General features: G+C 62.5%; 22 protein-coding genes. 13 read left to right on the top strand and 9 right to left on the bottom strand.

Features of this window, described 5'->3' with window-relative positions:
- Position 1: 1 nt before the first annotated feature.
- Complete coding sequence (locus tag BMW89_RS03760) at positions 2 to 565, top strand: flavin reductase family protein (protein WP_092022797.1); 564 nt, start codon at positions 2 to 4, stop codon at positions 563 to 565.
- Between the two features lie 25 nt (positions 566 to 590).
- Here the strand turns inward: BMW89_RS03760 and BMW89_RS03765 are convergent, their stop codons facing one another.
- Positions 591 to 1,499 carry an NAD(P)-dependent oxidoreductase gene (locus BMW89_RS03765; RefSeq protein WP_177195802.1) on the bottom strand — a complete coding sequence of 303 codons (909 nt, stop codon included), beginning with the start codon at positions 1,497 to 1,499 and terminating at the stop codon, positions 591 to 593.
- A gap of 176 nt (positions 1,500 to 1,675) precedes the next feature.
- Between BMW89_RS03765 and BMW89_RS03770 the strand changes: the two genes are divergently transcribed.
- The 6 genes from BMW89_RS03770 to BMW89_RS03795 all read left to right on the top strand — a co-directional run bounded on the left by BMW89_RS03770 (position 1,676) and on the right by BMW89_RS03795 (position 8,020).
- The gene (locus BMW89_RS03770) at positions 1,676 to 2,659 is read left to right on the top strand and encodes an ABC transporter substrate-binding protein (RefSeq protein ID WP_092023384.1); all 984 of its coding nucleotides are present in this window, start codon (positions 1,676 to 1,678) and stop codon (positions 2,657 to 2,659) included.
- A gap of 79 nt (positions 2,660 to 2,738) precedes the next feature.
- Positions 2,739 to 4,433 (top strand): dihydroxy-acid dehydratase, encoded by a 1,695-nt coding sequence (ilvD, locus tag BMW89_RS03775; RefSeq protein ID WP_092022801.1) that lies wholly within the window; start codon positions 2,739 to 2,741, stop codon positions 4,431 to 4,433.
- A 110-nt stretch (positions 4,434 to 4,543) separates the two neighbouring features.
- Entirely contained in the window at positions 4,544 to 5,389 is an 846-nt protein-coding gene (locus BMW89_RS03780) for an ABC transporter ATP-binding protein (protein WP_092022803.1), read from the top strand.
- Positions 5,386 to 6,171, top strand: coding sequence for an ABC transporter permease (locus BMW89_RS03785; RefSeq protein ID WP_092022805.1), 786 nt, complete (start codon positions 5,386 to 5,388; stop codon positions 6,169 to 6,171). The genes BMW89_RS03780 and BMW89_RS03785 overlap by 4 nt, the downstream gene beginning before the upstream one ends.
- Positions 6,168 to 6,935 (top strand): ABC transporter permease, encoded by a 768-nt coding sequence (locus BMW89_RS03790; protein ID WP_092022807.1) that lies wholly within the window; start codon positions 6,168 to 6,170, stop codon positions 6,933 to 6,935. The genes BMW89_RS03785 and BMW89_RS03790 overlap by 4 nt, the downstream gene beginning before the upstream one ends.
- Positions 6,936 to 6,973: 38 nt before the next feature.
- Positions 6,974 to 8,020: a 2,5-dihydroxypyridine 5,6-dioxygenase NicX family protein gene (locus tag BMW89_RS03795; RefSeq protein WP_092022809.1), complete on the top strand. Its 1,047-nt coding sequence runs from the start codon at positions 6,974 to 6,976 to the stop codon at positions 8,018 to 8,020.
- Here BMW89_RS03795 and BMW89_RS03800 read toward each other — a convergent pair.
- From BMW89_RS03800 to BMW89_RS03820, 5 genes are read right to left on the bottom strand one after another with little or no spacing between them, the layout of a single operon-like run.
- Positions 8,017 to 9,009: a 3-hydroxybutyryl-CoA dehydrogenase gene (locus BMW89_RS03800; RefSeq protein WP_092022811.1), complete on the bottom strand. Its 993-nt coding sequence runs from the start codon at positions 9,007 to 9,009 to the stop codon at positions 8,017 to 8,019. The genes BMW89_RS03795 and BMW89_RS03800 overlap by 4 nt on opposite strands.
- 3 nt (positions 9,010 to 9,012) lie before the next feature.
- Complete coding sequence (locus BMW89_RS03805) at positions 9,013 to 10,101, bottom strand: NAD/NADP-dependent octopine/nopaline dehydrogenase family protein (RefSeq protein WP_092022813.1); 1,089 nt, start codon at positions 10,099 to 10,101, stop codon at positions 9,013 to 9,015.
- A complete protein-coding gene (locus BMW89_RS03810; RefSeq protein ID WP_092022815.1) occupies positions 10,098 to 11,624 on the bottom strand; it encodes a class I adenylate-forming enzyme family protein in 1,527 nt (508 codons plus the stop codon). Before BMW89_RS03810 ends, BMW89_RS03805 begins: the two co-directional genes overlap by 4 nt.
- Before the next feature lie 2 nt (positions 11,625 to 11,626).
- A complete protein-coding gene (locus tag BMW89_RS03815) occupies positions 11,627 to 12,916 on the bottom strand; it encodes an acyl-CoA dehydrogenase family protein (protein ID WP_092023387.1) in 1,290 nt (429 codons plus the stop codon).
- Between the two features lie 7 nt (positions 12,917 to 12,923).
- On the bottom strand, positions 12,924 to 13,742 hold the full coding sequence (locus BMW89_RS03820; protein ID WP_092022817.1) for an alpha/beta fold hydrolase: 819 nt from the start codon (positions 13,740 to 13,742) through the stop codon (positions 12,924 to 12,926).
- Positions 13,743 to 13,941: 199 nt separating this feature from the next.
- On the opposite strand from BMW89_RS03820, the gene BMW89_RS03825 reads away from it, so the two are divergent.
- From BMW89_RS03825 to BMW89_RS03835, 3 genes are all read left to right on the top strand, one after another.
- On the top strand, positions 13,942 to 14,703 hold the full coding sequence (locus BMW89_RS03825) for an SDR family NAD(P)-dependent oxidoreductase (RefSeq protein WP_092022819.1): 762 nt from the start codon (positions 13,942 to 13,944) through the stop codon (positions 14,701 to 14,703).
- A gap of 29 nt (positions 14,704 to 14,732) precedes the next feature.
- Entirely contained in the window at positions 14,733 to 15,569 is an 837-nt protein-coding gene (locus BMW89_RS03830) for an enoyl-CoA hydratase family protein (RefSeq protein WP_092022821.1), read from the top strand.
- 142 nt (positions 15,570 to 15,711) lie between these two features.
- Positions 15,712 to 16,962, top strand: coding sequence for a flavin-dependent oxidoreductase (locus BMW89_RS03835; RefSeq protein WP_092022823.1), 1,251 nt, complete (start codon positions 15,712 to 15,714; stop codon positions 16,960 to 16,962).
- A 9-nt stretch (positions 16,963 to 16,971) separates the two neighbouring features.
- Here the strand turns inward: BMW89_RS03835 and BMW89_RS03840 are convergent, their stop codons facing one another.
- Together BMW89_RS03840 and BMW89_RS03845 are read right to left on the bottom strand one after the other, a co-directional pair.
- Positions 16,972 to 17,430 (bottom strand): cupin domain-containing protein, encoded by a 459-nt coding sequence (locus BMW89_RS03840; protein WP_092022825.1) that lies wholly within the window; start codon positions 17,428 to 17,430, stop codon positions 16,972 to 16,974.
- A gap of 30 nt (positions 17,431 to 17,460) precedes the next feature.
- Positions 17,461 to 18,636 (bottom strand): ABC transporter substrate-binding protein, encoded by a 1,176-nt coding sequence (locus BMW89_RS03845; protein ID WP_092022827.1) that lies wholly within the window; start codon positions 18,634 to 18,636, stop codon positions 17,461 to 17,463.
- 278 nt (positions 18,637 to 18,914) lie between these two features.
- Here BMW89_RS03845 and BMW89_RS03850 point away from each other — a divergent pair, with 278 nt between their 5' ends.
- The 3 genes from BMW89_RS03850 to BMW89_RS03860 all read left to right on the top strand — a co-directional run bounded on the left by BMW89_RS03850 (position 18,915) and on the right by BMW89_RS03860 (position 21,726).
- Positions 18,915 to 19,406 (top strand): MarR family winged helix-turn-helix transcriptional regulator, encoded by a 492-nt coding sequence (locus tag BMW89_RS03850; RefSeq protein WP_092023388.1) that lies wholly within the window; start codon positions 18,915 to 18,917, stop codon positions 19,404 to 19,406.
- A gap of 148 nt (positions 19,407 to 19,554) precedes the next feature.
- The gene (locus BMW89_RS03855) at positions 19,555 to 21,246 is read left to right on the top strand and encodes a benzoate-CoA ligase family protein (RefSeq protein WP_092022829.1); all 1,692 of its coding nucleotides are present in this window, start codon (positions 19,555 to 19,557) and stop codon (positions 21,244 to 21,246) included.
- Between the two features lie 21 nt (positions 21,247 to 21,267).
- Positions 21,268 to 21,726: a RidA family protein gene (locus BMW89_RS03860; protein ID WP_092023389.1), complete on the top strand. Its 459-nt coding sequence runs from the start codon at positions 21,268 to 21,270 to the stop codon at positions 21,724 to 21,726.
- 36 nt (positions 21,727 to 21,762) lie between these two features.
- On the opposite strand, the gene BMW89_RS03865 is transcribed toward BMW89_RS03860, so the two are convergent.
- Complete coding sequence (locus BMW89_RS03865) at positions 21,763 to 22,491, bottom strand: CBS domain-containing protein (protein ID WP_092022831.1); 729 nt, start codon at positions 22,489 to 22,491, stop codon at positions 21,763 to 21,765.
- Positions 22,492 to 22,552: the final 61 nt, after the last annotated feature.

The following is a 22,552-nucleotide window of genomic DNA, read 5'->3' on the forward strand; positions in this document are numbered from 1 at the left end:
GATGAATGATCTGCCGAAGCAGCCGGCCGTTTCCGATCCAGCCAACGAACTCGCAAGCGACAGCTCGCCGATCGATCCTCGCGACTTTCGTAACGCTCTTGGCGCATATGGAACGGGCGTAACGATTATCACCGCCACGGCTGCCGATGGAAAGCCTTATGGAATCACCTGCAATTCGTTTGCATCGGTTTCCTTGAATCCCCCTCTGGTCCTCTGGAGCCTTGGGGTCTATTCCTCGAGCCTGACCGTGTTTCAGAATGCGACCCACTTCACCGTCCATGTGCTTGGCACATCGCAGCAGGCGCTTGCGAACAAGTTTGCAAAATCGTCCGAGGACAAGTTCGTCGGAGTCGACTGGACGCCGGGCCTCGGTAACGCTCCGGTAATCGCCGAGAGCGTCGCCAACTTTCAATGCCGATCTGTCAATCGCTACTATGGTGGCGATCACGTGATCTTTCTCGGAGCGGTCGAGGCCTATGCCTACAACACCGGGGAGCCTCTGCTATTTGCGCGGGGCACGTATGGCCGGTTCCTGGCTGACAACGAACGCAAGAAATCGCCGTAACGCGCTTCTGGTCGCATACGACAGCTCAATGCTCTGCCGCTGAAAGCTTGTAGATCTCCAGCGCATCCGCATCCGCGCCGCGCGCGGCCTTGGCCAGCCTGAAGAGTTGCCCCGCCAGCGATGCCATCGGCACCGGCGTCGAGGTCGACTGCGCGACATCGGCAACCGTATCGAGATCCTTGAGCATCGTAGCGATGTGACCGAGTGGCGGGGTGTGAATGCCCTGGACCATCCGCGGCACGAAGAGCTGAAGCGGAATGGAATCCGCAAACCCGCCAGCGAGCGCTTCGGGCAATCGGTTGGCATCAATTCCTGCGTTCACGGCAAGGCGCGTTGCCTCAGCGAGGACGGCCATCGCACATCCGACGATTACCTGGTTGCAGAGCTTCGTGGTTTGGCCCGCGCCGGTAGGACCCATGTGGGTGAACCTCCGTGCCATGGCGAGGACGTAGGGGCGTACCCTCTCAATGTCGGCAGCATCTCCGCCGGCCATGATGGCAAGCGTACCTTCCTCGGCGCCCTTGGTGCCGCCTGACACGGGTGCATCGATCCAGCCTGCGCCGTTCGCATCTCTCAGTCGCTTGGCCAAGTTGCGCGCGGCGTCAGGATGGATCGACGAGAAGTCGACGACGAGTTTGCCTGCGCCGAGAGCCGTTGAAAGACCTTCGGCTCCGAAGATCACCTCTTCGACGGCCGCAGCATCGGTCACGCACATGAAGATGATGTCAGAGCCCGCCAAAATCTCGCGGGGGGTGGCCGCGCGCCTGGCGCCGGCTTCGACGAGCGGGGTGACCTTGCCCTCCGAACGGTTCCAGACATTGACCTGATAGCCTGCATTGAGCAGACGCCGGGTCATGGGTGTCCCCATGAGTCCAAGGCCGAGATAGCCGAGCTGCTCGACGCCTTGCGGGTTTGTCTTGCTCGGATCAGCCATAGGTTGCTTCCTTCCTGTCGCAGCGCAATGGACGCGACCGTCGCCCCACCATACATGGCGCATCCTGCGGCGAAACCGGCCTGCTTGCATGGCTTGCCTGATTGTTTGAACCATGAAACATTTGGACCCGTCGGGTTGGGTGGCGCCGTCGGCGCCGAAGCAACGGAGTGGGCGCGATGCGAACGGTTTCGAGGTGGATGCTGGCAACAGGGGCGGTGGCGGCCGTGATTGCTAGCGCAAGTCCCTCACGGGCGCAGCAGACGATCCGTGTCGGCTGGACGATCCCGGCTGAGGAGTCCAAGTATTGGATGATGCGCCGCCCAGCTGAATTTCCCAATATCGGCAAAACCTACAATATCGAATGGACCCAGTTTCAGGGCACAGCGCCGATGACACAGGCATTGGCAGCAGGCGCTCTGGATTGCGCGACGCAGGCGCCGTTATCGCTCTCCAACGGTGTGGTTGGCGGTAATCTCAAGGCCTACATCGTGGCTCAGCACGTCTTCGAGAAGCCCGGCGGTTTCTCGGTCTACTGGGCTGTCATGAATGACTCGCCGATCAAGACGATTGCCGATCTCAAGGGCAAGACAGTCGGCATTTCCGTGATTGGCGGCGGTACGCAGGGGCCGTTCAACTTGCTCCTGAAGCAGAATGGCCTCGATCCGGCCAAGGATATCAAGCTGGTTGAGGTCGGCTTTGCCGTCTCGGAAGATGCGTTACGCCAGGGCCGGGTCGACGCGGTCAACATGAACCAGCCGTTCGCCGCGCGCGCAGAAGCCAAGGGCGGCACAAGGAAGCTGTTCTCGCTGTCTCAAGCCATGCCGAATATCGTGCACATCCTCGAAGCCTGTCGAGCCGATTTCGTCGACAAGAATCCGGAGTTGGTCAAAGCTTATGTCCGCGACATCACGACAGGCATGAAGAAGGCGCTGGCGAACCGCGAAGAGACCTTGAAAGTCGTGTCCGAGGTGCTGAAAGCGCCCGTTCCGGTGCTCGAGACCTACTTGCTCAAGGATAACGATTTCGGTCGCGACCCGGGTGCGGCGCCGAACTTCCCTGCGATCCAGAAGATGCTGGACATCTACGCGGATACGGGGATGTTGCCGAAACTGGACGTCGCACAGTTCAAGCATCCGACGATCGTCGCGCCGCTGGAATAGGCGGCAGAGCGAACTGTCCGAACGATGAGATCGCGGCGTCCCGGATTGCCCGGGACGTTCGCATGAAGAAGATGTGCGAATGAAGAAACTACGATCACGAGTCACGACGGACGGCCTCGACCGAGCCCCACACCGCGCATTCATGCGCGCTATGGGGCTCGATGACGCTGCGATTGCGAAGCCGATGGTGGGCGTCGTCAGCATGAAGGGCGAGCAGACGCCCTGTAACATGACCCACGACTTCCAGGTGGCCGCGGCCAAGACGGGAATCGAAGAGGCCGGCGGCACACCGCGCGAATTCTCGACCGTGTCGGTCTCCGACGGCATCAGCATGAATCACGAGGGGATGAAATTCTCTCTGTTTTCACGCGAGCTGATCGCCGACTCGATCGAGGCCGTCGTCCATGGCCTCGCCTACGACGCGCTGATCGGATACGGCGGATGCGACAAGACGCTTCCCGGCGTGATGATGGGCATGGTTCGCTGCAACGTACCGTCCATTTTCATCTATGGCGGCAGTGCGCTGCCGGGGCGCGTGGATGGACGGACGCTGACGGTGCTCGACTCCTATGAAGCCGTCGGCAGCTTCATGACTGGAGAGATCGACAGTGCGACGCTTGAGCGTATCGAGCGCGCCTGCCTGCCGACCATCGGGGCGTGCGCCGGGCAGTTCACTGCGAACACGATGGGCATGGTGTCGGAGGCGATGGGGCTCACTATTCCCAACGTCTCGATGGTGCCCGGTGTCTACGCCGAGCGCGCGCAGATCTCGCGCCGTGCCGGGCGGTTGATCATGGAAATGCTGGAACGGGGCGGGCCCCTGCCGCGCGACATCGTAACGCGGAAATCCCTGGAGAACGGCGCTGCGATCGTTGCTGCCACCGGTGGTTCGACCAACGCGGCGCTGCATCTGCCGGCGATCGCGAACGAGGCCGGCATCGCATTCACGATCGAAGATGTCGGGAAGGTCTTTGCCAGGACGCCGCTGATCGGAAACCTGCGGCCTGGTGGCAAATACACGGCAAAGGATGTCTACGATATCGGCGGTGCTGCCGTCTTGATCCGCGAACTGATCCAGAGCGGTCACATCGATGGAAGCTGCATCGCCATCACGGGCCGCACGCTTTCTGAAGAATATGGTGCGGCCAATGCTCCTGATGGAGAAATCGTTTATGCGGCCCGTGCGCCGATCATGCCTGACGGTGGTGTGGCGGTGCTGAAGGGCAACCTCTGTCCGGACGGTGCGGTCATCAAGGTCGCGGGGTTGAAGAGCCAAATCTTTGAAGGGGTCGCGCGCGTCTTCGAGGATGAGGAGGCTTGCGTAAAAGCAGTTCGGGACCGCAGCTATAAGGCGGGCGAGGTTCTCGTGATCCGTAATGAGGGGCCCGTTGGTGGTCCCGGCATGCGCGAGATGCTCGGCGTCACCGCGCTGATCTACGGGCAGGGGATGGGCGAGAAGGTGGCCCTGATTACCGATGGACGGTTCTCCGGAGCGACCCGCGGCATGTGTGTCGGTTACGTGTCTCCCGAAGCCTTTGTGGGCGGTCCGCTCGCGCTCGTTCGCGACGGCGACAGGATCCGGATCGATGCCGCAAACAGGCAGATGGATATGCTGGTCGACGAGCAGGAACTCATTGCGCGCCGTCGCGAATGGAAGCAACGCCCGCCTCGTCACCGAGCGGGTGCGCTCGCAAAATATGCGAGACTGGTCGGTCAGGCGCCAGGCGGAGCCGTCACGCATGAGGGCCCGGCAGAATGGCCCTGGTTCGAATGACGCGGCGTACCGGTGCGAATATGACCGCCCGTCTGGCAAGTTTCTTGCTAAGCTCGTGCCGCTGATGGAGACGTTCAGCAGGTTTGCGCGCGACTGAAGTGAGAGACGGGATGAAGGTAGTGCCTTCGAGATCGAGCGAATGGGTGAGACCGGTGACGTCGCAAAGGCCGGCTTCTACGATCATCGAGATCGACCGCGTCTCGCAGGTTTTTCAGACCTCGGCGCGCAAGGATCATGTGGCGCTGTCGGACATTTCACTGACGATCGAAGAGGGGGCCTTCGTCTCCATCCTTGGTCCGTCCGGCTGTGGCAAGTCGACTCTGCTTTACATCGTCGGCGGCTTCGTCAGCCCGACCAGCGGCGCCGCGACGATGAAGGGACAGGCGATCACAGGGCCGGGGCCGGATCGCGGACCGGTGTTCCAGGAATTCGCGCTGTTTCCCTGGAAGACCGTGCTGGGCAACGTGATGTATGGCCCGCGCCAGCAAGGTGTGCGTGCCATCGAAGCAGAAGCACAGAGCCGGACCTTGATCGAGATGGTCGGCCTGAAGGGTTACGAGAATTTCTATCCCAAGGAGCTGTCGGGCGGCATGAAACAGCGCGTGGCGCTGGCCCGGACGCTCGCATATCATCCCGAGGTCCTGTTGATGGACGAGCCGTTCGGCGCGCTCGACGCTCACACCCGGACACGTCTGCAGAACGATCTGTTGAATATCTGGGAGCGTGACCGCAAGACGGTGTTGTTCGTCACCCACTCGGTAGACGAAGCCGTCTTCCTGTCGGATAAGGTCGTGATGATGTCGAAATCCCCCGGCCGCATTCGGCAGGTCATCGACATCGATCTGCCGCGGCCGCGCCGCCGCAATGAACTGTTGCTGGATCCGCGCTACCAGAAATATGTCGTCGACATCGAACGTATGTTCGACGAGGTCGACGAGACCGGATCACCGTCATGATCTCGCCGGCAGCCTTCGCCAGACGTGCAGCCCCGGTGTTTGCCTGCATCGGGTTGCTGGCTGTGTGGCAGATCGCGGCCCTCATACTGAAGAATGACAGCTTTCCGACGGCGATCGAGGCGATCCGCACGATCCCGGACATTCTCGGCGACAAGGAAGCCCTGATCAACATTCTGGCTTCGCTGCGCCGCATGGCGATCGGTTTTGGTGTAGCGTTGCTAGTTTCGATTCCGTTGGGCCTCTTGATGGGGCGCAGTCGGGCAGTTGCGGCTTTCTTCAATCCGTTGCTGATGATCATCTACCCGGTGCCGAAGGCAGCGCTGATGCCGATCATCATGCTTTGGCTTGGCGTTGGCGATGTCACGAAGATACTGGTGATTTTCCTCGGCGTCAGTCTGCCCGTGATCTATCACAGCTTTGAGGGCGCTAAGGCTGTTGAAGAGAAGATGCTGTGGTCCGGAGCGGCGATGGGGCTCTCATCCCTGCAACGTTTGGTCCGGATCGTGCTGCCTGCCGCGCTCCCGGAGATCTTAACGGGGTGCCGCACGGGGTTGGTATTAGCGTTGATCACGATGATCACCAGCGAGATGATCGCCCGCCAGTCCGGTGCCGGGAACATTCTGTTCAACGCGCTCGACATGGGACAATACGACACCGTATACGCGATGATTATCGTCATCGGCGCAATGGGAATCGGACTTGACGCGATCTTCGAGAGAGTTCGTGCGATGCTTGTGCGTTGGTCCGAGCCTCAATTCGACATGCCGTTGAGCTTCTCATGACATCGCGCCTTGTCCCGATAAATGCAGTTCTTGGTCTCGCGCCAATCGCGCTGGTGATCGCCGTTTGGCAAGGCCTCGTATCATTCGGTTTTGCGCCTGCGGTCTTGCTACCGCCGCCAGGATCCGTCTTCAGCAGGTTGCTCCAACAACTCGTGACGTGGACGTTCCAGCAGGAGATCGCGGCAACCTTGATCCGGTTATTTGCGGGATTCGCGATTGCGGTCGTGCTCGGTGTAAGTATCGGCATCGCAGCTGCAGCCAGCCCGGCGATCAACGCCGTGGTTCGGCCGATCGTGCGCGTATTGGCGCCCTTACCCAAAGTCGCGCTCTATCCAGCGCTGCTGCTGCTGCTTGGCTTCGGCCACGGATCGAAAATCACGTTGGTAGCGGCGGATGCGCTCTTTCCCATTCTGTTGTCTACCTACTACGGCGCCTCGACCGTCGAGCAGAAGCTGATCTGGTCAGCCATGGCGGCGGGAACGCCGCGCTATGAAATCCTCTTCAAGGTGGTGTTGCCGGCGGCGATGCCGTCGGTCCTGACCGGATGCCGGATTGGCCTTGTCATTTCCTGCATCGTGGTGTTTCTGGCCGAGATGATCACGTCGACGGACGGGCTCGGCCATTTGCTCGTGACAGCGGCCCGAACCTTCCAGGCGGTCGACATGTTCGTGCCGCTGATCACGATCTCGCTGTTGGGGTTGATCTTGAACGGACTGTTGGGTGCCGTGCGATCATACCTCTTACGGGGCTTTCCCGAGGCGTGATCTGACCGAACAAGAAACCGGAAGACCGGGAGTGAGCCATGCTGGCGGATCGCATCGAGGCAAAATGGATCGACGCATTTTGCGAGATCTTTGAGCGTTGCGCCGTCAAGGCCGGCGATACCGCGGCGATCCTCTCGGAAACCCAGTCGCGTGCGCTGAATGTGCATCTAGCGGAACTCGCGCTGTTGCGAATGGGCGCGCGGCCATTCCATGTGGTGATGCCGACGCCACGCAACCGAAACATCGTTCCGGTTCGTTCGACAGGTGCGAGCGAGGCGATCCAGCGGCTCGGCCCGGTCATCACTGCGCTTCAGCAGGCCGGCTTTGTGGTGGATTGCACCATTGAGGGCCTGATGCATGCCGTGGAGACGCCCGAGATACTCAAGGCCGGCGCACGTATCCTGGTGATCTCCAACGAGCATCCCGAGGCGCTGGAGCGAATGGTGCCGGATCCGGCGCTCGAGAAGCGCGTTCGAGCGGCGGCGAAGATGCTGCGCGGGACCAAGCGGATGCACGTGACCTCAAGAGCCGGCACGGCGCTCGATGTCGATATGGTGGGCGCGTCGACGGTCGGAGTATGGGGCTGGACCGACAAGCCTGGCACGCTTGCGCATTGGCCGGGCGGCATCGTCGTCAGCTTTCCCAAGAGCGGGACGATCAACGGCACGCTGGTGATGGCCCCTGGCGACATCAATTTGACCTTCAAACGCTACCTGACGTCGCCGGTGAAGATGACCTTGAAGGACGATTATGTCGTCGAGCTGGAAGGCGAGGGCACGGATGCTGCGATGATGCGCGCCTATCTCGCTGCCTGGGGCGATCGCGAGGCCTATGCGGTCTCGCATGTCGGTTTCGGCATGAACCCGGGTGCGCGCTATGAAGCGCTGTCGATGTACGATCAGCGCGACACCAACGGCACGGAAATTCGTGCCGTCTCGGGCAACTTCCTGTTCTCGACCGGCGCGAACGAATTCGCCGGCCGCTACACTGCGGGCCATTTCGATTTGCCGATGATGGGAACGACCATCGAGCTCGACGGTGTCGCCGTGGTGCGGGACGGCGTGCTCCAGGACGTCTTCGGCTAGTTGCGGTCGAGTACGGGCGGGCGCGCCAGCTCGAAGTGCCGGAGCAGGTCGACCATGGCCTGAAGCCGCTTTGCCCGATAGGCATCGACATCGAGGCCGGAATAATCGAGGAAGCCCGCGCCCGTCCGCAGGCCGATCCGACCTTCGTGCATGTTCCGTGCAATGACGTCCGGTGCGCGATAGCGGTCGCTGCCGAGCGCGCCTTCAAGATATCGGCTGGCGTAGTACAATATGTCGCCGCCACCCCAGTCGATGAATTCGAGCAGGCCTAGCACGGCGTAGCGGAAGCCGAAACCGTAGCGGACCGCCTTGTCGATCTCTTCCGCACTGGCGACGCCTTCCTCGACCATGCGGGCGGCTTCGTTCATGGCGAGCGCCTGGAGACGGGGAACGATGAAGCCTGGCGTCGCTGCGCAAACCACTGGAACTTTGCCGATGCCCTCCAGCAGCGCCTTGATCTCGTCGATGATGGCGGGATCGGTGGCTTTGCCGGGCGAAACCTCGACCAGCGGGATCAGATAAGCGGGGTTAAGCCAGTGCACGTTGAGGAAGCGGCGAGGATTCACGATCGCGCCTGAGAGATCGTCAACGAGGATGGTCGAGGTGGTCGACGCGATGATCGTATCCGGGCCGACCTGTCTTGAAGCCGCGCCCAGCACCTCCCGCTTGAGTTCGACGACTTCAGGAACACCCTCGAACACCATCCCGGCTTTGCCCAGAGCTGCGTCGCTTTGGCTGGGTGGCACCACCGAAACCCGTGCAACGAGCGGGTCAACATCCGCCTCGGTCAGTAGCCCCAGCTTCGACAGGCTGGCAAAGGTCTTCCTGACTTCGCCGAGTGCATCGGCCTCGAGCTTGGCGAAGTCTTCCGCTGAACGAGCCTTGATGTCGACCATCGCAACCGTATGCCCTGCGTAGGCGAAAGCGACAGCGATGCCGCGCCCCATGCGGCCGGCCCCGAGACAGGCAATGTTGGCGCGGCTGGTCATCGGTCAAAACCCCCTGCGAAGAAGCGTCTGCAGTCCAGCCTTGCCGAGGTTGCCAAGACCTAGCGTATCGAGCGTTCTCCCCCCTTGCATAAAGTCGTTACCGCAGATCGAACCACCGATCGCCAGGAAAGCCCGGGCCAGCGGTGTGGCCACGCCCGCCAGGCTGGCGACTGATGCCAGCAGCGACAGCCCAAGCCGCAAATCTTCGCGCATGTAGCGGTGCTCGGTCAGCACGATGCGCTCGAGCCAGTCGCCGGAATCCGTCAGCCGGTCATGCGAGCCGCGGCCGTACATCCAGATCTCGCCTTCCTTGGCGTAGTGATGGGCAAGCGGGAAGTGCGGCGCGCCGTAGCCGAGCGCCTCGCGTACCGCGATCCGCTCGGCATCGAGCGCATCGGTCACCCGTCGGATCGCGGCTTGCGTTCCTTCCTTGTGAATATCCCATCGTTCGAAATGCTCGACCGGGCCTGCATTCATCACGATCAGTGGCGGATGGATGATGGCCCCGGCATTCATCAGCGCACCGGATAGCGCGTCTCCGCAAGGCTCGATCGCATCGGGGAAAGCGCGTCCGATGACATCCAGCGCGTGCGGTGCCTGGTCGAGTGGGAACACGCCGACCGGAAGCCGTTTGGCGCGGATAGTGATCGCGACCTCGAATGGTCCATGCTTGCGGGTGAGCCACGGCAGAGTGCCGGTTTCCGCGAAGCTCGCCTTGGCGTGGTTGTTGGCCTCCCGCGCCGCTTGCGCGAAGATCATCGAGCCGAATGTTGCCGGTGGCAGAAATACGACCTGGCCGTCTCGCAGGTGCGGAGCGAGTAGACGCGCGATATCCGGCTGCGCGAAGGCAGGAGCGGGACACAGGATCAGGTCGGCGCCGTTGACGGCCTCGGCGATGTCGGTCGTCACCAACGCCAGCTTCACGTCGTGCCGGCCGTTGTGGTCCTTCACGAGAATGCGCGAGCCGGCCGCACGATGTGCTGCGACCTGTTCGGCGTCGCGGCGCCAGAGCTGGACCTCATGTCCCGACAGCGCAAAATCTCCTGCGGCCGCGAAAGAGCCGTTTCCCCCACCCAAAACCGCAATCTTCAAGATGTTTCTCCTTGCGCGCGCGACTGCGCATCCAGCTGCTTCAGCAGAAAATGCTGGACCTTGCCCAGTGCCGTGCGCGGCAGGTCGGTGACAAAGACGATGTCGCGCGGGACTTTGTAACGAGCGAGTTGTGCCTGAAGGTGCGCTCTCAGTTCGTCCGCTTCGAGCCGGCATCCCGATCGCCGGATCACATAAGCGATCGGCACTTCGTCCCAGCGCGGATCCGGCCTGCCGATTACGGCACATTCGCTGACATCGGGGTGTTCCAGCAGGACCCGCTCGACCTCGGCCGGGTAGACATTCTCTCCGCCGGAAATGATCATGTTCTTCTTGCGGTCGCGGACCCAGAAATAGCCCTCGGCGTCGCACAGTCCGATATCGCCGGTGCGATACCAGCCATGCCGCAACGCATCGCGCGTGGCTTCCTCGTTGCCCCAATACTCGAAAAAGATGTTGGGACCGCGCACTGCAATCTCGCCCGGTGTGCCCGCGGGCACCTCCGTGCCGGCCTGATCGACCACCTTCGCTTCGCAGCACAGGCCTGCGAGCCCAGTCGATCCTATACGTGAGAGATCACCACCTAGGCGGGTGTAGACTGCGATGGGGCAGGTCTCGGTCGAGCCGTAAACCTGAAGCACCGGCACGCCGCGTGTGACAAAGCGGTCGATCAAGTGCTGCGGCACAATGGTCGAACCGGTGGCGAGTGCCTTCAGCGACGAGAGATCGGCGGTGACCCAGTCGGGATGCTCGCTGACGGCCTGGATGATCGCTGGAACCATCACTGTCAGTGTCGGTCGCTCCTGCTCGATCGCCGCAAGCGCGGTGTCCGGCGCGAAGCGCGCGTGGATCGTGACGGTCGCGCCAAGCTGGAGTGCGGGCGTGGTCTGGATGTTGAGACCGCCAACGTGGAAGAACGGCAGCACGGTCAGCACGTGATCATCCGACGTCATGCTGTGCATGTGCTGGCTCATGACGCCGTTCCAGAACAGCGCCTCCTGCCGGAGCACAGCTCCCTTCGGTCGTCCGGTCGTCCCTGACGTGTAGACAATGAGGAGCGGGCAGGAGAGATCGGTGTGTGGGTTGCGGCCGCTGCCGTCACCGTGAGCCAGCAGGCTCTCAAATGTCGCGCCACCAGAGGGCGCGAAGTCGAGGCCGACAACAGATGTCCCTGGCGCAAGCCCGGGAAGAACTTCTTCAAAGGCTCGCTCGAGCACCAGCACCTTGGCGCCGGCATCGGTGAGAATGAAGAGCTGCTCGGCAACAGCCAGTCGCCAGTTCAGCGGCACCAGCATCGCGCCGAGCCGGGCGCATGCGTAGAGCAGAACCAAATAGTCCGGCCGGTTTAAACTCAGGATCGCGACGCGGTCGCCCCTGTTGACGCCGAGCTCCTGCTTCAAGGCCGTCGCGGTCCGCTCGATACGCGCGGCGAACGCCGCATAGCTCAGCCGCTTCCCCTCGAAGGCGATGGCCGTCTTGTCTGGCGCGAACGCCGCGTTGCGATCGATCAGACTACAGAGGTCCACGGTCAGTCGTCCGTTTCGCCGGCCTCGTACAACGCCTCGCGTCCGATCCGGTCGAGGCAGAGTTCGGCCGTCCAAGGCAGCATCAGCGAGCCGCAGCGGCTGTCACGATAGATGCGCTCCAGCGGCAGCGAGCGGAGCATAGCCTGACCGCCGCAGGTGCGGATCGCGAGCGCGGCGAGATCATTGGCGCCCTCCATGACCGAATATTGCGCGGCATAGGCGCGAAGCACTTGTTCCTTGCTCGGATTGGCACAGGCCTCGGTAACAGCCTGGAACCAGATCGCCTTGATCTGCTCGAGCTTGATCTGCATCTGCGCGACCGCGATCTGCTTGGTCGGGTACATCCGCCGCTTGACCGGCGGCATGCCCGGCACCTCGCCACGCAGATAGCGCACGGTGAAATCATAGGCAGCTTGAGCAAGACCCATATAGGTCGGCGACAGCGTCAGGAACATGTGCGGCCAGCGCATCGCCGCCTGGAAATAGACGCCGCGCGGCATCAGCGCTGAATCTCCAGGCACAAACACGTCCTTGAACAGCAGCGTCCGCGAAACCGTGCCGCGCATGCCGAGTGGGTCCCAGTCGCCGACGACGGAAACGCCTTGCGACTTCGCGGAAATGGCGAGGTAAAGCGTATTGCGGCGCGAGGCTTTCGCGCCTTCCGCGATCTCGGTGCAGAGCACGCCGTAATAGTCGGCATGGCCTGACAGCGATGCAAAGATCTTCTTGCCGTTGACGATCCAGCCGCCGGCCACGGGCTTTGCTTCTGTGCCGAAAGCGACGCCGCCGGCCGCGGCAGCGCCGCCCTCGGAGAAGGGTTGCGAGTAGATCGCTCCATCCTCGACGATACGTTTGTAGTGGACGGCGCGCCGCCGCTCGTGCTCGGCGCGAGTCTGCGCGTCCATGTCGAGGTCGTCGGCGAGGGGGCCCGACCATAGCGTCGAGCAGACGTGCATGTTCCAGGTGAGTGCGGTGGCGCCGCAATAGCGGCCGATCTCGGCGGCTGCCAGCGCATAGATCTGATAATTCGCGCCAAGTCCGCCGTGCTGCTTGGGAACGGCAATGCCGAGCAGTCCGACCCGGTGCAAATCGCGATAATTCTCCGTCGGGAAAATGGCCTCGCGATCGTAAGTCGCTGCACGACCGGCGAACACGCTCTGTCCGATCTCGCGGGCGCGGGCGACGATGCCGGCTTGTTCGTCGCTCAGGCGGAATGCGATCGGATCGAAGATCGGGGCATCCAGCGCGACCTTGCCCGTCGCACCGATGGTCTTGCTGACTGGCATGGTCATTGCGCGGTCACCCGTGTCTTGCAGCGACGGCATCCAGGAACCCGCCGAGAGCCCGATCGAAGGCGTCAGGTCGTTCAAGGTTTGCCAGATGGCCGACGCCGGCCAGCTCGATATATTCAGCCGAAGGAATGAAGGTCGCCGTCTTCGCCATCATGGGCGCCGGCGCGTTGTTATCCTTGGACCCGGACAACAGCAGCGTCGGCGCGGAAATATCTTTTAGCGTGCTGCGCTGGTCGAACCCCATCAAGGCCAGCATCATGGCGCGATAGCTCGCCTCGGGCACGCTTGCCATGCACTCGCGCGCAAGTTCCATCCCTTTCGGATCGGGATCGTCGCCGACCAGCTCTTTCACCAGGGATGGTGCCAACGATTTCATCGTCTCCCCGCGGTCGAGTGGCCCGAGCCGCGCTGCGATGAACGATTTCTGCCAGTCGCCGTCGGCCTTGCCGAAGGCCGGGCTGGTCTGCGCCAGGACGACCGCACGTGCCAGTTTCGGCGACTGCACCAACCATTTCTGAACGATCATGCCGCCGATCGAATGGCCGACCAGAATGGGGCGCGCCGCACCGATCTGCTCGATGAACTGCTGGAGCGCGTCAGCCAGGGCAGCGATGCTGACGCTGGCGAGGGGCGCCGATCCGCCATAGCCCGGCATGTCCCATGCGATGGCGAGAAAACGGTTGCCGAATGTGGCAAGCTGCCGCCGCCAAGCCCGCGCGGCGCCGCCAATACCATGCAAGAAAATCAAAGGTATCGCACCCGGATCGCCCGCGGCTTCATAGGCGAAGCGTCCGTCGTTTGTTATCATCGGTGCAGGTTGCGACACGCGAGATCCTTTTGCTTGGCTCTGCGATGCTAACAGCCCTGTTGGCGATGGGAAGCCATAATTTTATACTTAAAGCAATTTTCGGGCCGGTCCTCGAGGCGCGGCTGTTTGCGACGTCCAAGCGGACGCTTCATTGCAAAAGCTTGAAGTTTAAAATATATCGAAGCGTAGGCCAGCAGCCAGTTCAGGGAGACAACGCATGTCCGCTTTGCCGCACTCGCCGCACGCGCTGGTGACCGGAGGCGGCCGCGGCATCGGTCGCGCGATCGCAGCGTCACTTGTCGGCGCCGGCGCAACGGTGACAGTGCTTGGCCGGAATGCTGCGACGCTCGAAGAGGCTGTCAGCGCCGGCGCTGCGCATTTTTCCGTCGTCGCCGACGTTTCAGACGAAGCTGCGCTGAAAGCCGCTGTCGCCGAGGCGATCGCGAGAAAGCCGATCGACATTCTGGTTGCGAACGCTGGCAGTGCCGAGTCTGCGCCGTTCGCGAAATCGGACAGCGCGATTTTTACACGCATGATGGACGTCAATTTCATGGGCGTGGTCCACGCCGTCCGCGCCGTGTTGCCGGGAATGAAGGACCGCCCCTATGGCCGCATCGTCGCGGTTGCATCGACGGCCGGCCTCAAGGGCTATGCATATGTCAGCGCATATGTGGCTGCCAAGCACGCCGTGGTTGGCCTTGTGCGTTCGCTTGCGCTCGAGATGGCAAGCAGCAACGTGACCGTGAATGCGGTCTGCCCCGGATTCACCGACACCGATCTGGTCGCCGGCAGCATCGACAACATCATGAAGAAGACCGGACGAACCCGCGAGCAGGCGATCGCCGAACTCGCGAAGCACAATCCGCAGGGGCGGCTGATCTCGCCTCAGGAGGTCGCCGACGCCGTGCTGTGGTTGTGCGGCGAGGGAGCAGGCGCGATCACCGGTCAGGCGATTGCGGTCGCCGGCGGGGAAATCTAGCGGCCAGGAACGAAGGAAAAGGACATCGCATGAGCAGACCAGCCAATCCCGTTACCTTGCCGCTTGCGGATTATTCGCCGCAGCACTTCCTGCTGGCCGTGGTCGACGGTGTTGCGACCGTGACGCTCAACCGTCCCGAGCGGAAGAATCCGCTGACCTTCGAGAGCTACCGGGAGCTCACCGATTTCTTCCGTGCCTGCGCGTTCGATGATGCGGTCAAGTCCATCGTGGTCACCGGCGCCGGAGGCAATTTCTCGTCCGGCGGCGACGTGTTCGAGATCATTGGCCCGCTCGTGAAGATGGACACCAAAGGGCTGACGGCGTTCACCCGGATGACCGGCGACCTCGTCAAGGCGATGCGGGCGTGCCCGCAGCCGATCGTCGCCGCGGTCGAGGGCATCTGCGCCGGCGCCGGCGCGATCATCGCCATGGCGTCGGACATGCGCCTTGCCGCGAGCGGAGCCAAGGTCGCATTCCTGTTCAACAAGGTGGGGCTTGCCGGCTGCGATATGGGCGCCTGCGCGATCCTGCCGCGGATCATCGGGCAGTCTCGCGCCTCCGAGTTGCTCTACACCGGCCGGTTCATGACCGCGGAGGAGGGTGAGCGGTGGGGCTTCTTCAGCCGCGTTGTGACGCCGGAGCACGTGCTGCCCCAGGCGCAATTGCTGGCAAAGCAGATCGCGGAAGGGCCGAACTTCGCGAACACCATGACCAAGCGGATGCTGGCGATGGAATGGGCAATGTCGATCGATGAAGCCATTGAAGCGGAGGCCGTTGCTCAAGCCCTCTGCATGACCACGGCGGATTTCGAGCGTGCGTTCGAGGCCTTCGCCAACAAAATCAAGCCGGTCTTCCGGGGCGACTGAACCCCGGCTTTGCGCGCAATTAAGGCTAAGCTCAAGACCCGAGCCGAGGGCCGGGGGAAGCCGACAAAGCCGCTTGCGGCGGAGCGACCGCCCGTGCGACGTTAACCCATTGCCTGGTGTGTTTTGAGTGGAGTTGAGGGCGATGAAGGCGATTATCGTCGGCGGCGGTATCGGAGGTCTCACCACGGCATTGATGCTGCGTGCGCGCGGCATTGGGTGCGAGATATTCGAACAGTCTGATACCATCCGCGAGCTCGGCGTCGGCATCAACACGCTGCCGCACGCCATGCGCGAGCTGGCCGGCCTCGGCCTGCTCCCGAAACTCGACGACGTTGCGATCCGCACCGATCAGCTTTACTACCTCAATCGCCACGGTCAGGAAGTCTGGCGTGAAGCCCGCGGCATCGATGCCGGTCACGACGTGCCGCAATTCTCGATCCACCGCGGTCGCCTCCAGGGCGTCATCCATCGTGCCGTCGAGGAGCGGCTCGGAGCGGACGCCATCCACACTGGTTGCCGCCTTGGTGCGTTCACGCAGGACGAAGGCGGGGTCATCGCTTACTTCTTCGATCGTGCCGGTGTGCACATCCATACCGCGCGCGGCGACATCCTGATTGGTGCCGACGGTATCCATTCGCGCGTGCGCGACACGCTTTTCCCGAACGAAGGGCCGCCATGCTGGAACGGCTTGATGTTGTGGCGCGGTGCGCGCGACTGGCCGGTGTTCCTCACCGGCAAGTCGATGATCGTGGCCGGCGGTCTCAATGCCAAGGTGGTGATCTATCCGATCGCGGAAGGATCGAGCCCTGCGAGCCGTCTGACCAATTGGGCGGTGCTGGTGAAGGTCGGCGAGGGCAACGCGCCGCCGCCACGGAAAGAGGACTGGTCGCGGCCGGGCCGGCGCGAGGAGCTGATGCCGCATGTGGCGCGCTTCTCGGTGCCCTATATCGACGTGAAGAGCCTGATCTCGGCAACGCCCGAATTCTACGAATATCCGACCTGCGATCGCGATCCCTTGCCCTATTGGTCATCCGGTCGCGTCACGCTGCTCGGCGATGCCGCGCATCCCATGTATCCGGTCGGCTCCAATGGCGCCTCGCAGGCGATCCTCGACGCGCGCTGTCTCGCCGACGCGCTGGTGCGCGCCGAGCATCCGCGCCAGGCCTTAGCCGAATACGAGAAGAAGCGTCTGCCGATGACCGCTGATGTCGTCCGCTCAAATCGGCGCGGTGGCCCCGAGGGCGTCATCGACGCCGTCGAGCAGCTTGCGCCCGACGGCTTCGACAATATCGACAATGTGCTGAGCTATTCCCAGCGCGAGGCCATCGTGCGCGGCTATGCCACCAAGGCTGGCTTCGCTGCTGTGCCCGGTCTCGCAGCGGTGCGAGCTTAGGGCTCGCCGTTAGCCGGCGCCGGGAGGCGGCGGCAGGAAGTGGATGTTGAACTCGGCGGCCAACGCCACCACGTCCTCCGGCTTCTGTTCCTTCATGTTGTGAAGGCCCCAGAACAGGTCGAATAGTTTTTTGGTCGGCGAGACCCAGAACAGCACTTTCGCGGTCTGCTCGGACTTGTTGAAGATGCCGTGCGGAACGCCCATGCCGAGCCGGATCAAATCGCCGGCGGTCGCCTGCGACTCCGAATTGCCGAGCATGAAGTCGAGCTTGCCCTCCAGCATGTAGAGATATTCATCCTGGTCGGGATGGATGTGCGGCGGCACGAACGTGCCCGGCGGCAAAGTCGCGTGCCAGGAGAAGCTGTGCTCGGTATTGCTCTTCGGCACATAGGTCTGGCCCAGGATGTTCCAGGAAATGCCCTGGATCCCCTCATTGGCCCGCGTGATGCCGGTAATTTCGCTCTTCATTGCAGTCCTCCCTTAACGCGACGCGCAGCCCTAGTTCGCGGCCTTGCAATCCTTGGCATAGCGGTCGCCGTAATTCTCGAAAACCTTTTGAACGATCTCGGTCTGGAACTTGCCGTCCGGACGCTTGGCGACCTTGGTCAGGTAAAAGTCCTGGATCGGATAGCCGTTGGTGTTGAACTTGAAGGCGCCGCGCAGCGAGGTGAAGTCGGCCTTCTTCAGCGCGGCCCCGACGGCATCCTTGTTCGAGAGGTCGCCCTTCACGCCTTTGATCGCGCTGTCGATCAGCATCGCAGCGTCATAGGCCTGGAAGGCGTAGGTGCCGGGCACGCCGTTATAGGCGGCCTCATAGGCGGCTACGAACTTCTTGTTCTGGAGATTGTCGAGATTGGGCGCCCAGTTCGCGCCGCCGAACATGCCGACCGCTGCGTCCTGCTGCGCCAGCAGGGTCGATTCATCCACCGTAAAAGCGGAGAGTACGGGAATGCTGTCGGCGAGCCCGGCTTGCTTGTACTGCTTGACGAGATTGACGCCGAGGCCGCCCGGCATGAAAGTGAAGAGCGCATCGGGCTTCTGCGAGGAAATCTTGGATAGCTCCGGCTGGAAGTCCAGCGTGTTGAGCGGCATGTAGGATTCTTCGACGATCTCGCCCTTGTAGTCGAGTTTGAAGCCCGCGGCCGAATCCTTGCCGGCTTGATAGTTCGGCACCATCAGGTACATGCGCTTGTAGCCGCGATCCTGCGCGACCTTGCCGAGGATCTCATGCACCTGATCATTCTGATACGACGTCACATAGAAGAACGGATTGCAGTCCTTGCCGGCAAAAGTCGACGGACCTGCATTAGGGCTGATCAGGAACGTTTTCGATTCCGTGACGGGCCGGTGGATCGCCTGGAGAATGTTGGAGAAGATCGGGCCGACCACGAAGTCGACTTTGTCGCGCTCCAGAAGACCCTTGACCTTGGTCACCGCAACATCGGGCTTCAGCTCGTCGTCGACAACGACGACCTCGACGTCGCGGCCACCCATCTTGCCGCCGAGATCCTTGACCCCGAGCGCAAAGCCGTCGCGAACCTGTTGGCCAAGCGCTGCGGCGGGGCCCGACAGGGTCACGATCATACCGAGCTTGATCTTCTCCTGAGCAAGGGCAGGGCTCATCGCGGTGCCGAGCAGCAAGGTGGCCGCGGCCAAGGTCAATTGCGTCTTCATGATCTGTCCCCAGTGACATCAGGGCTTGCGTCGCAAGCCGTGTACTCCGATCCAAGCTTATGCCGATGATGGCCGCCGCGGCAAGCAAGGCCGGGCGCGTCGCGTCATCGACGGCGGCATGCATGCAAGCGTCGCGCCAGTTGCTTGAAGCTTAAAGAAACTGGCGTGCGGTCGATTGTTGCAGCTTTAGGCTTGCGGCCGGCGCGGATTTATTTGAAGCTCAAAACGTTGGGGAATCCGTGTCGGCGCCGTTGCCGGCCGTGAGTGGCTGCACCGAAATGCTCGATTCCGAGACCAAGGCCGCCGAAACGCCGGAAGACCATGCCGAGGAGCTTCGGCTGTGGTTGCGCCTGCTGACTTGCACGACCCTGGTCGAGGGCGAGGTGCGCGGCCGGCTGCGGCAGCGCTTCGATGTCACTCTGCCTCGCTTCGACCTGATGGCGCAGCTCGACAAGGCGCCTGACGGCATGACGTTGTCCGACGTCTCCAAGCGCATGATGGTGTCCAATGGCAACGTCACGGGCCTCGTCGAGCGGCTGGTGGAATCCGGTCACCTCGACCGGCGCACCTCGGAGACAGACCGTCGGGTCCAGGTGATCCGCCTCACAAAGCTCGGTCGCGCCGAGTTCCGCAGGATGGCTGCGGAACACGAGACCTGGATTGCGGATCTCTTCGCCGACCTGACGCCGAAGGACGTGCGCGAGCTGATGCGCCTCCTCGCCAAGACCAAGGCGTCGGCGCAGAAATCGGCTGCACGACGCCGGTCGTAGGCTCGCAGTCGGACTGGTCGCCAATCCCTCTTTGCCGCAGGAAAAAGCACGGGATGCCCAAAATCCGCTATTGCGCCAAATTGTTTTAAGCCTAAAATGTTTCCTAGTTAGTGCTGCCGGGTGCTTTCCATGCGCAAAGGAGCTTGCGATGGCCAACGCCGCCAAGGTTCACGTGTCGGGCTCGTATGACGGCAATGCTGCAACGGCTCATGTCGATACATTTGCGCGGCAGCATCTGCCGCCGCGCGAGCTCTGGCCGGAGTTCCTTTTCACGCGGCCGGAGCTGCATTATCCGCAGCGACTGAACTGCGTCAGCTATTTCCTCGACCGCTGGATCGAAGAGGGCCATGGCGATGCGCCTTGCGTCATCAGTCCGGCCGTCAGCTACAGCTATCGCGAGTTGCAAGCGCTCGTGAACCGCATCGCCAACGTCCTTGTCGGCAAGCTGGGCCTCGTGACCGGTGGACGCGTGCTGCTGCGATCGGCCAACAGTCCCATGATGGTCGCAACCTACCTCGCAGTGATCAAGGCCGGCGGCATCTGCGTGGCGACGATGCCGCTGCTGCGCGCCAAGGAACTGTCCTACCCGATCCAGAAGGCGGAGATCACGCTGGCGCTCTGCGACGGCAAACTCTCCGACGAGATGGAGAAAGCGAAGCTGGCCGCGCCCGGTCTCAAGCACGTGATTTACTGGGGCAATGGCGCGGCCGACTCGCTCGAGGCGCTGATCGCCGACGCGAGCCCCGAGTTCAAAGCCGTCGACACCTCCGCCGACGACATCTGCCTGATCGCCTTCACGTCCGGCACGACCGGCGATCCCAAAGGCACCATGCATTTCCATCGCGACATGCTGGCGGTGTGCGACGGCTATGCGCGCAACATCTTGCGTGCCGAGAAGAACGATCGCTTCGTCGGCTCGGCGCCACTCGCCTTCACCTTCGGCTTCGGCGGCGTGCTGTTTCCGATGCATATCGGCGCCTCCTTCGTGGTGCTGGAGAAGACGACGCCGGACGACATCCTGACGGCGATCGAGCAGTACAAGACCACGGTCTGTTTCACCGCGCCGACCGCATACCGCGCCATGATCGGCAAGCTTGCCGGCCGCGACATTTCCTCGCTGCGGAAGTGCGTTTCCGCTGGCGAGACGCTGCCCAAGCCGACATTCGACGCCTGGCTCAAGGCGACGGGCATCAAGCTGATGGACGGCATAGGCTCGACCGAGCTGCTGCACATCTTCATCAGCGCGACCGAGGACGAGATCCGTCCGGGCGCGACCGGTAAGCCGGTGCCGGGCTATGAGGCGAAGATTGTCGATGATTCCGGCAACGATGTGCCGCCGGGCACGATCGGCCAGCTCGCGGTTCGCGGCCCGACTGGCTGCCGCTATCTCGCGGACGAGCGGCAACGCAAATATGTCCATGATGGCTGGAACATCACCGGCGATACCTATCTGATGGATGCCGACGGCTATTTCTGGTACCAGGCGCGCTCCGACGACATGATCGTGTCGGCCGGTTATAATATCGCAGGCACGGACGTCGAGGCGGTGTTGCTGACACATCCGTCCGTGGTCGAGTGCGGTGTGGTTGGTGCACCGGACGAAGCGCGGGGAATGATCGTGAAGGCCTATGTCATTGCCGCGCCCGGCGTGACGCCGGACGCCGGGCTGGCCGCCGAGTTGCAGGATTATGTCAAACGCGAGATCGCGCCGTACAAATACCCGCGCGCGATCGAATTCGTGACGCAACTCCCGAAGACCGAGACCGGCAAATTGAAGCGCTTTGCCCTGCGGCAGATGGCGCAGGCCGCCGTGACGTCACCGGGCGTCGCCGCAAAATGAGAGAGGGGTAAAGAATTGTCCGTGACGACGCCGAAAGGCCCGCAGCTCGCGGTGCTGCCGACCGCAGCCGAGAATGACGCGCGCTCGACAGTAAAGGTGCTGCAGCCGTCCGGCTGGCCGGTGCCGAAGGGCTATGCCAACGGCATGGCCGCAGAGGGGCGGATCGTCGTCACCGGCGGTGTGATCGGCTGGGACGCCGAAGAGCGTCTCGCGGACGGTTTTGTCGCGCAGGTCCGCCAGACCCTGAGCAATATCGCGGAAATTCTCGCCGAAGCCGGCGCACGACCCGAGCATCTGGTGCGCCTGACCTGGTACGTCGTCGACATGGACGAGTATCTGGCGAACCTGAGGGAGCTCGGCAAAGTCTACCGTGCCGTCTTCGGTGCGCATTATCCGGCGATGGCGCTCGTTCAGGTCGTCCGTCTCGTCGAGAAGGCGGCGCGCGTCGAGATTGAAGCCACCGCCGTCATTCCCCGCTAAACCATATTTGGCCCGTGGCCCGTCTTAGCTCGCTATTCAGCTTGCTTTGGCCAAATCATCGTCCTCGGGCGAGTTCAGATAGATACCCGACATGGTGTCGACCCAGCACAGATGGTCGTGCACCTTCTTCACGCCTTCGACGTTCTCGGCTACGACGACCGCTGCCTGCCGCGATCGCTCTTCGGTGATGACGCCGCTGAGATGAACGATACCGTCGCGGACGATGACGTTCAGTCCGAACGGGCACCAATCGTTCTTTTCCATGGTGTCGATGATGCGGCTGCGAATGTGATCATCGTCGGCCGTCGGATCCGGCACCTCGCGGGCGAGGCCCGCGACCGCCTGTAGCAAATTTGCGCGGGAGACGATCCCGACGACCTTGTCGCCGCGCACCACCGGCAGGCGCTTGACGTTGTTCCGTTCCATGAGATCGACGATCTCCGCGAGCGCAGTATCCTCGGTGATGGTAACGGGCGATGCGGTCATCACCTCCGAGACCTTGCGGCCATGCTCGTGGACGAAGTCGCTGGCCGATTTGCCCGGACCGAGGATGAACCGCAACCAGCGTCCCCGCTTGCGCCCGGTGCCGATTTCGCTGCGGCGGATGAAATCTCCTTCCGAGACGACGCCGATCAGCTTGCCGGCGTCGTCAACCACCGTGAGGCCGCTGACGTGCCGCTTCAGCATGATGTTCGCCGCCTCGACGATGCTGGTGTCGGGGGCGACCGAGATGACCGACCGGGTCATGATCTGGTGGGCGCGCATGGAGAACTCCGCTGGCTTTCAAATTTCGATGCGCAAGCCTAGCTCCGTGGCCGGGGTGCGG

Source organism: Bradyrhizobium sp. OK095 (assembly GCF_900109945.1).
In the GTDB taxonomy this organism is placed as follows: Bacteria; Pseudomonadota; Alphaproteobacteria; order Rhizobiales; family Xanthobacteraceae; genus Bradyrhizobium.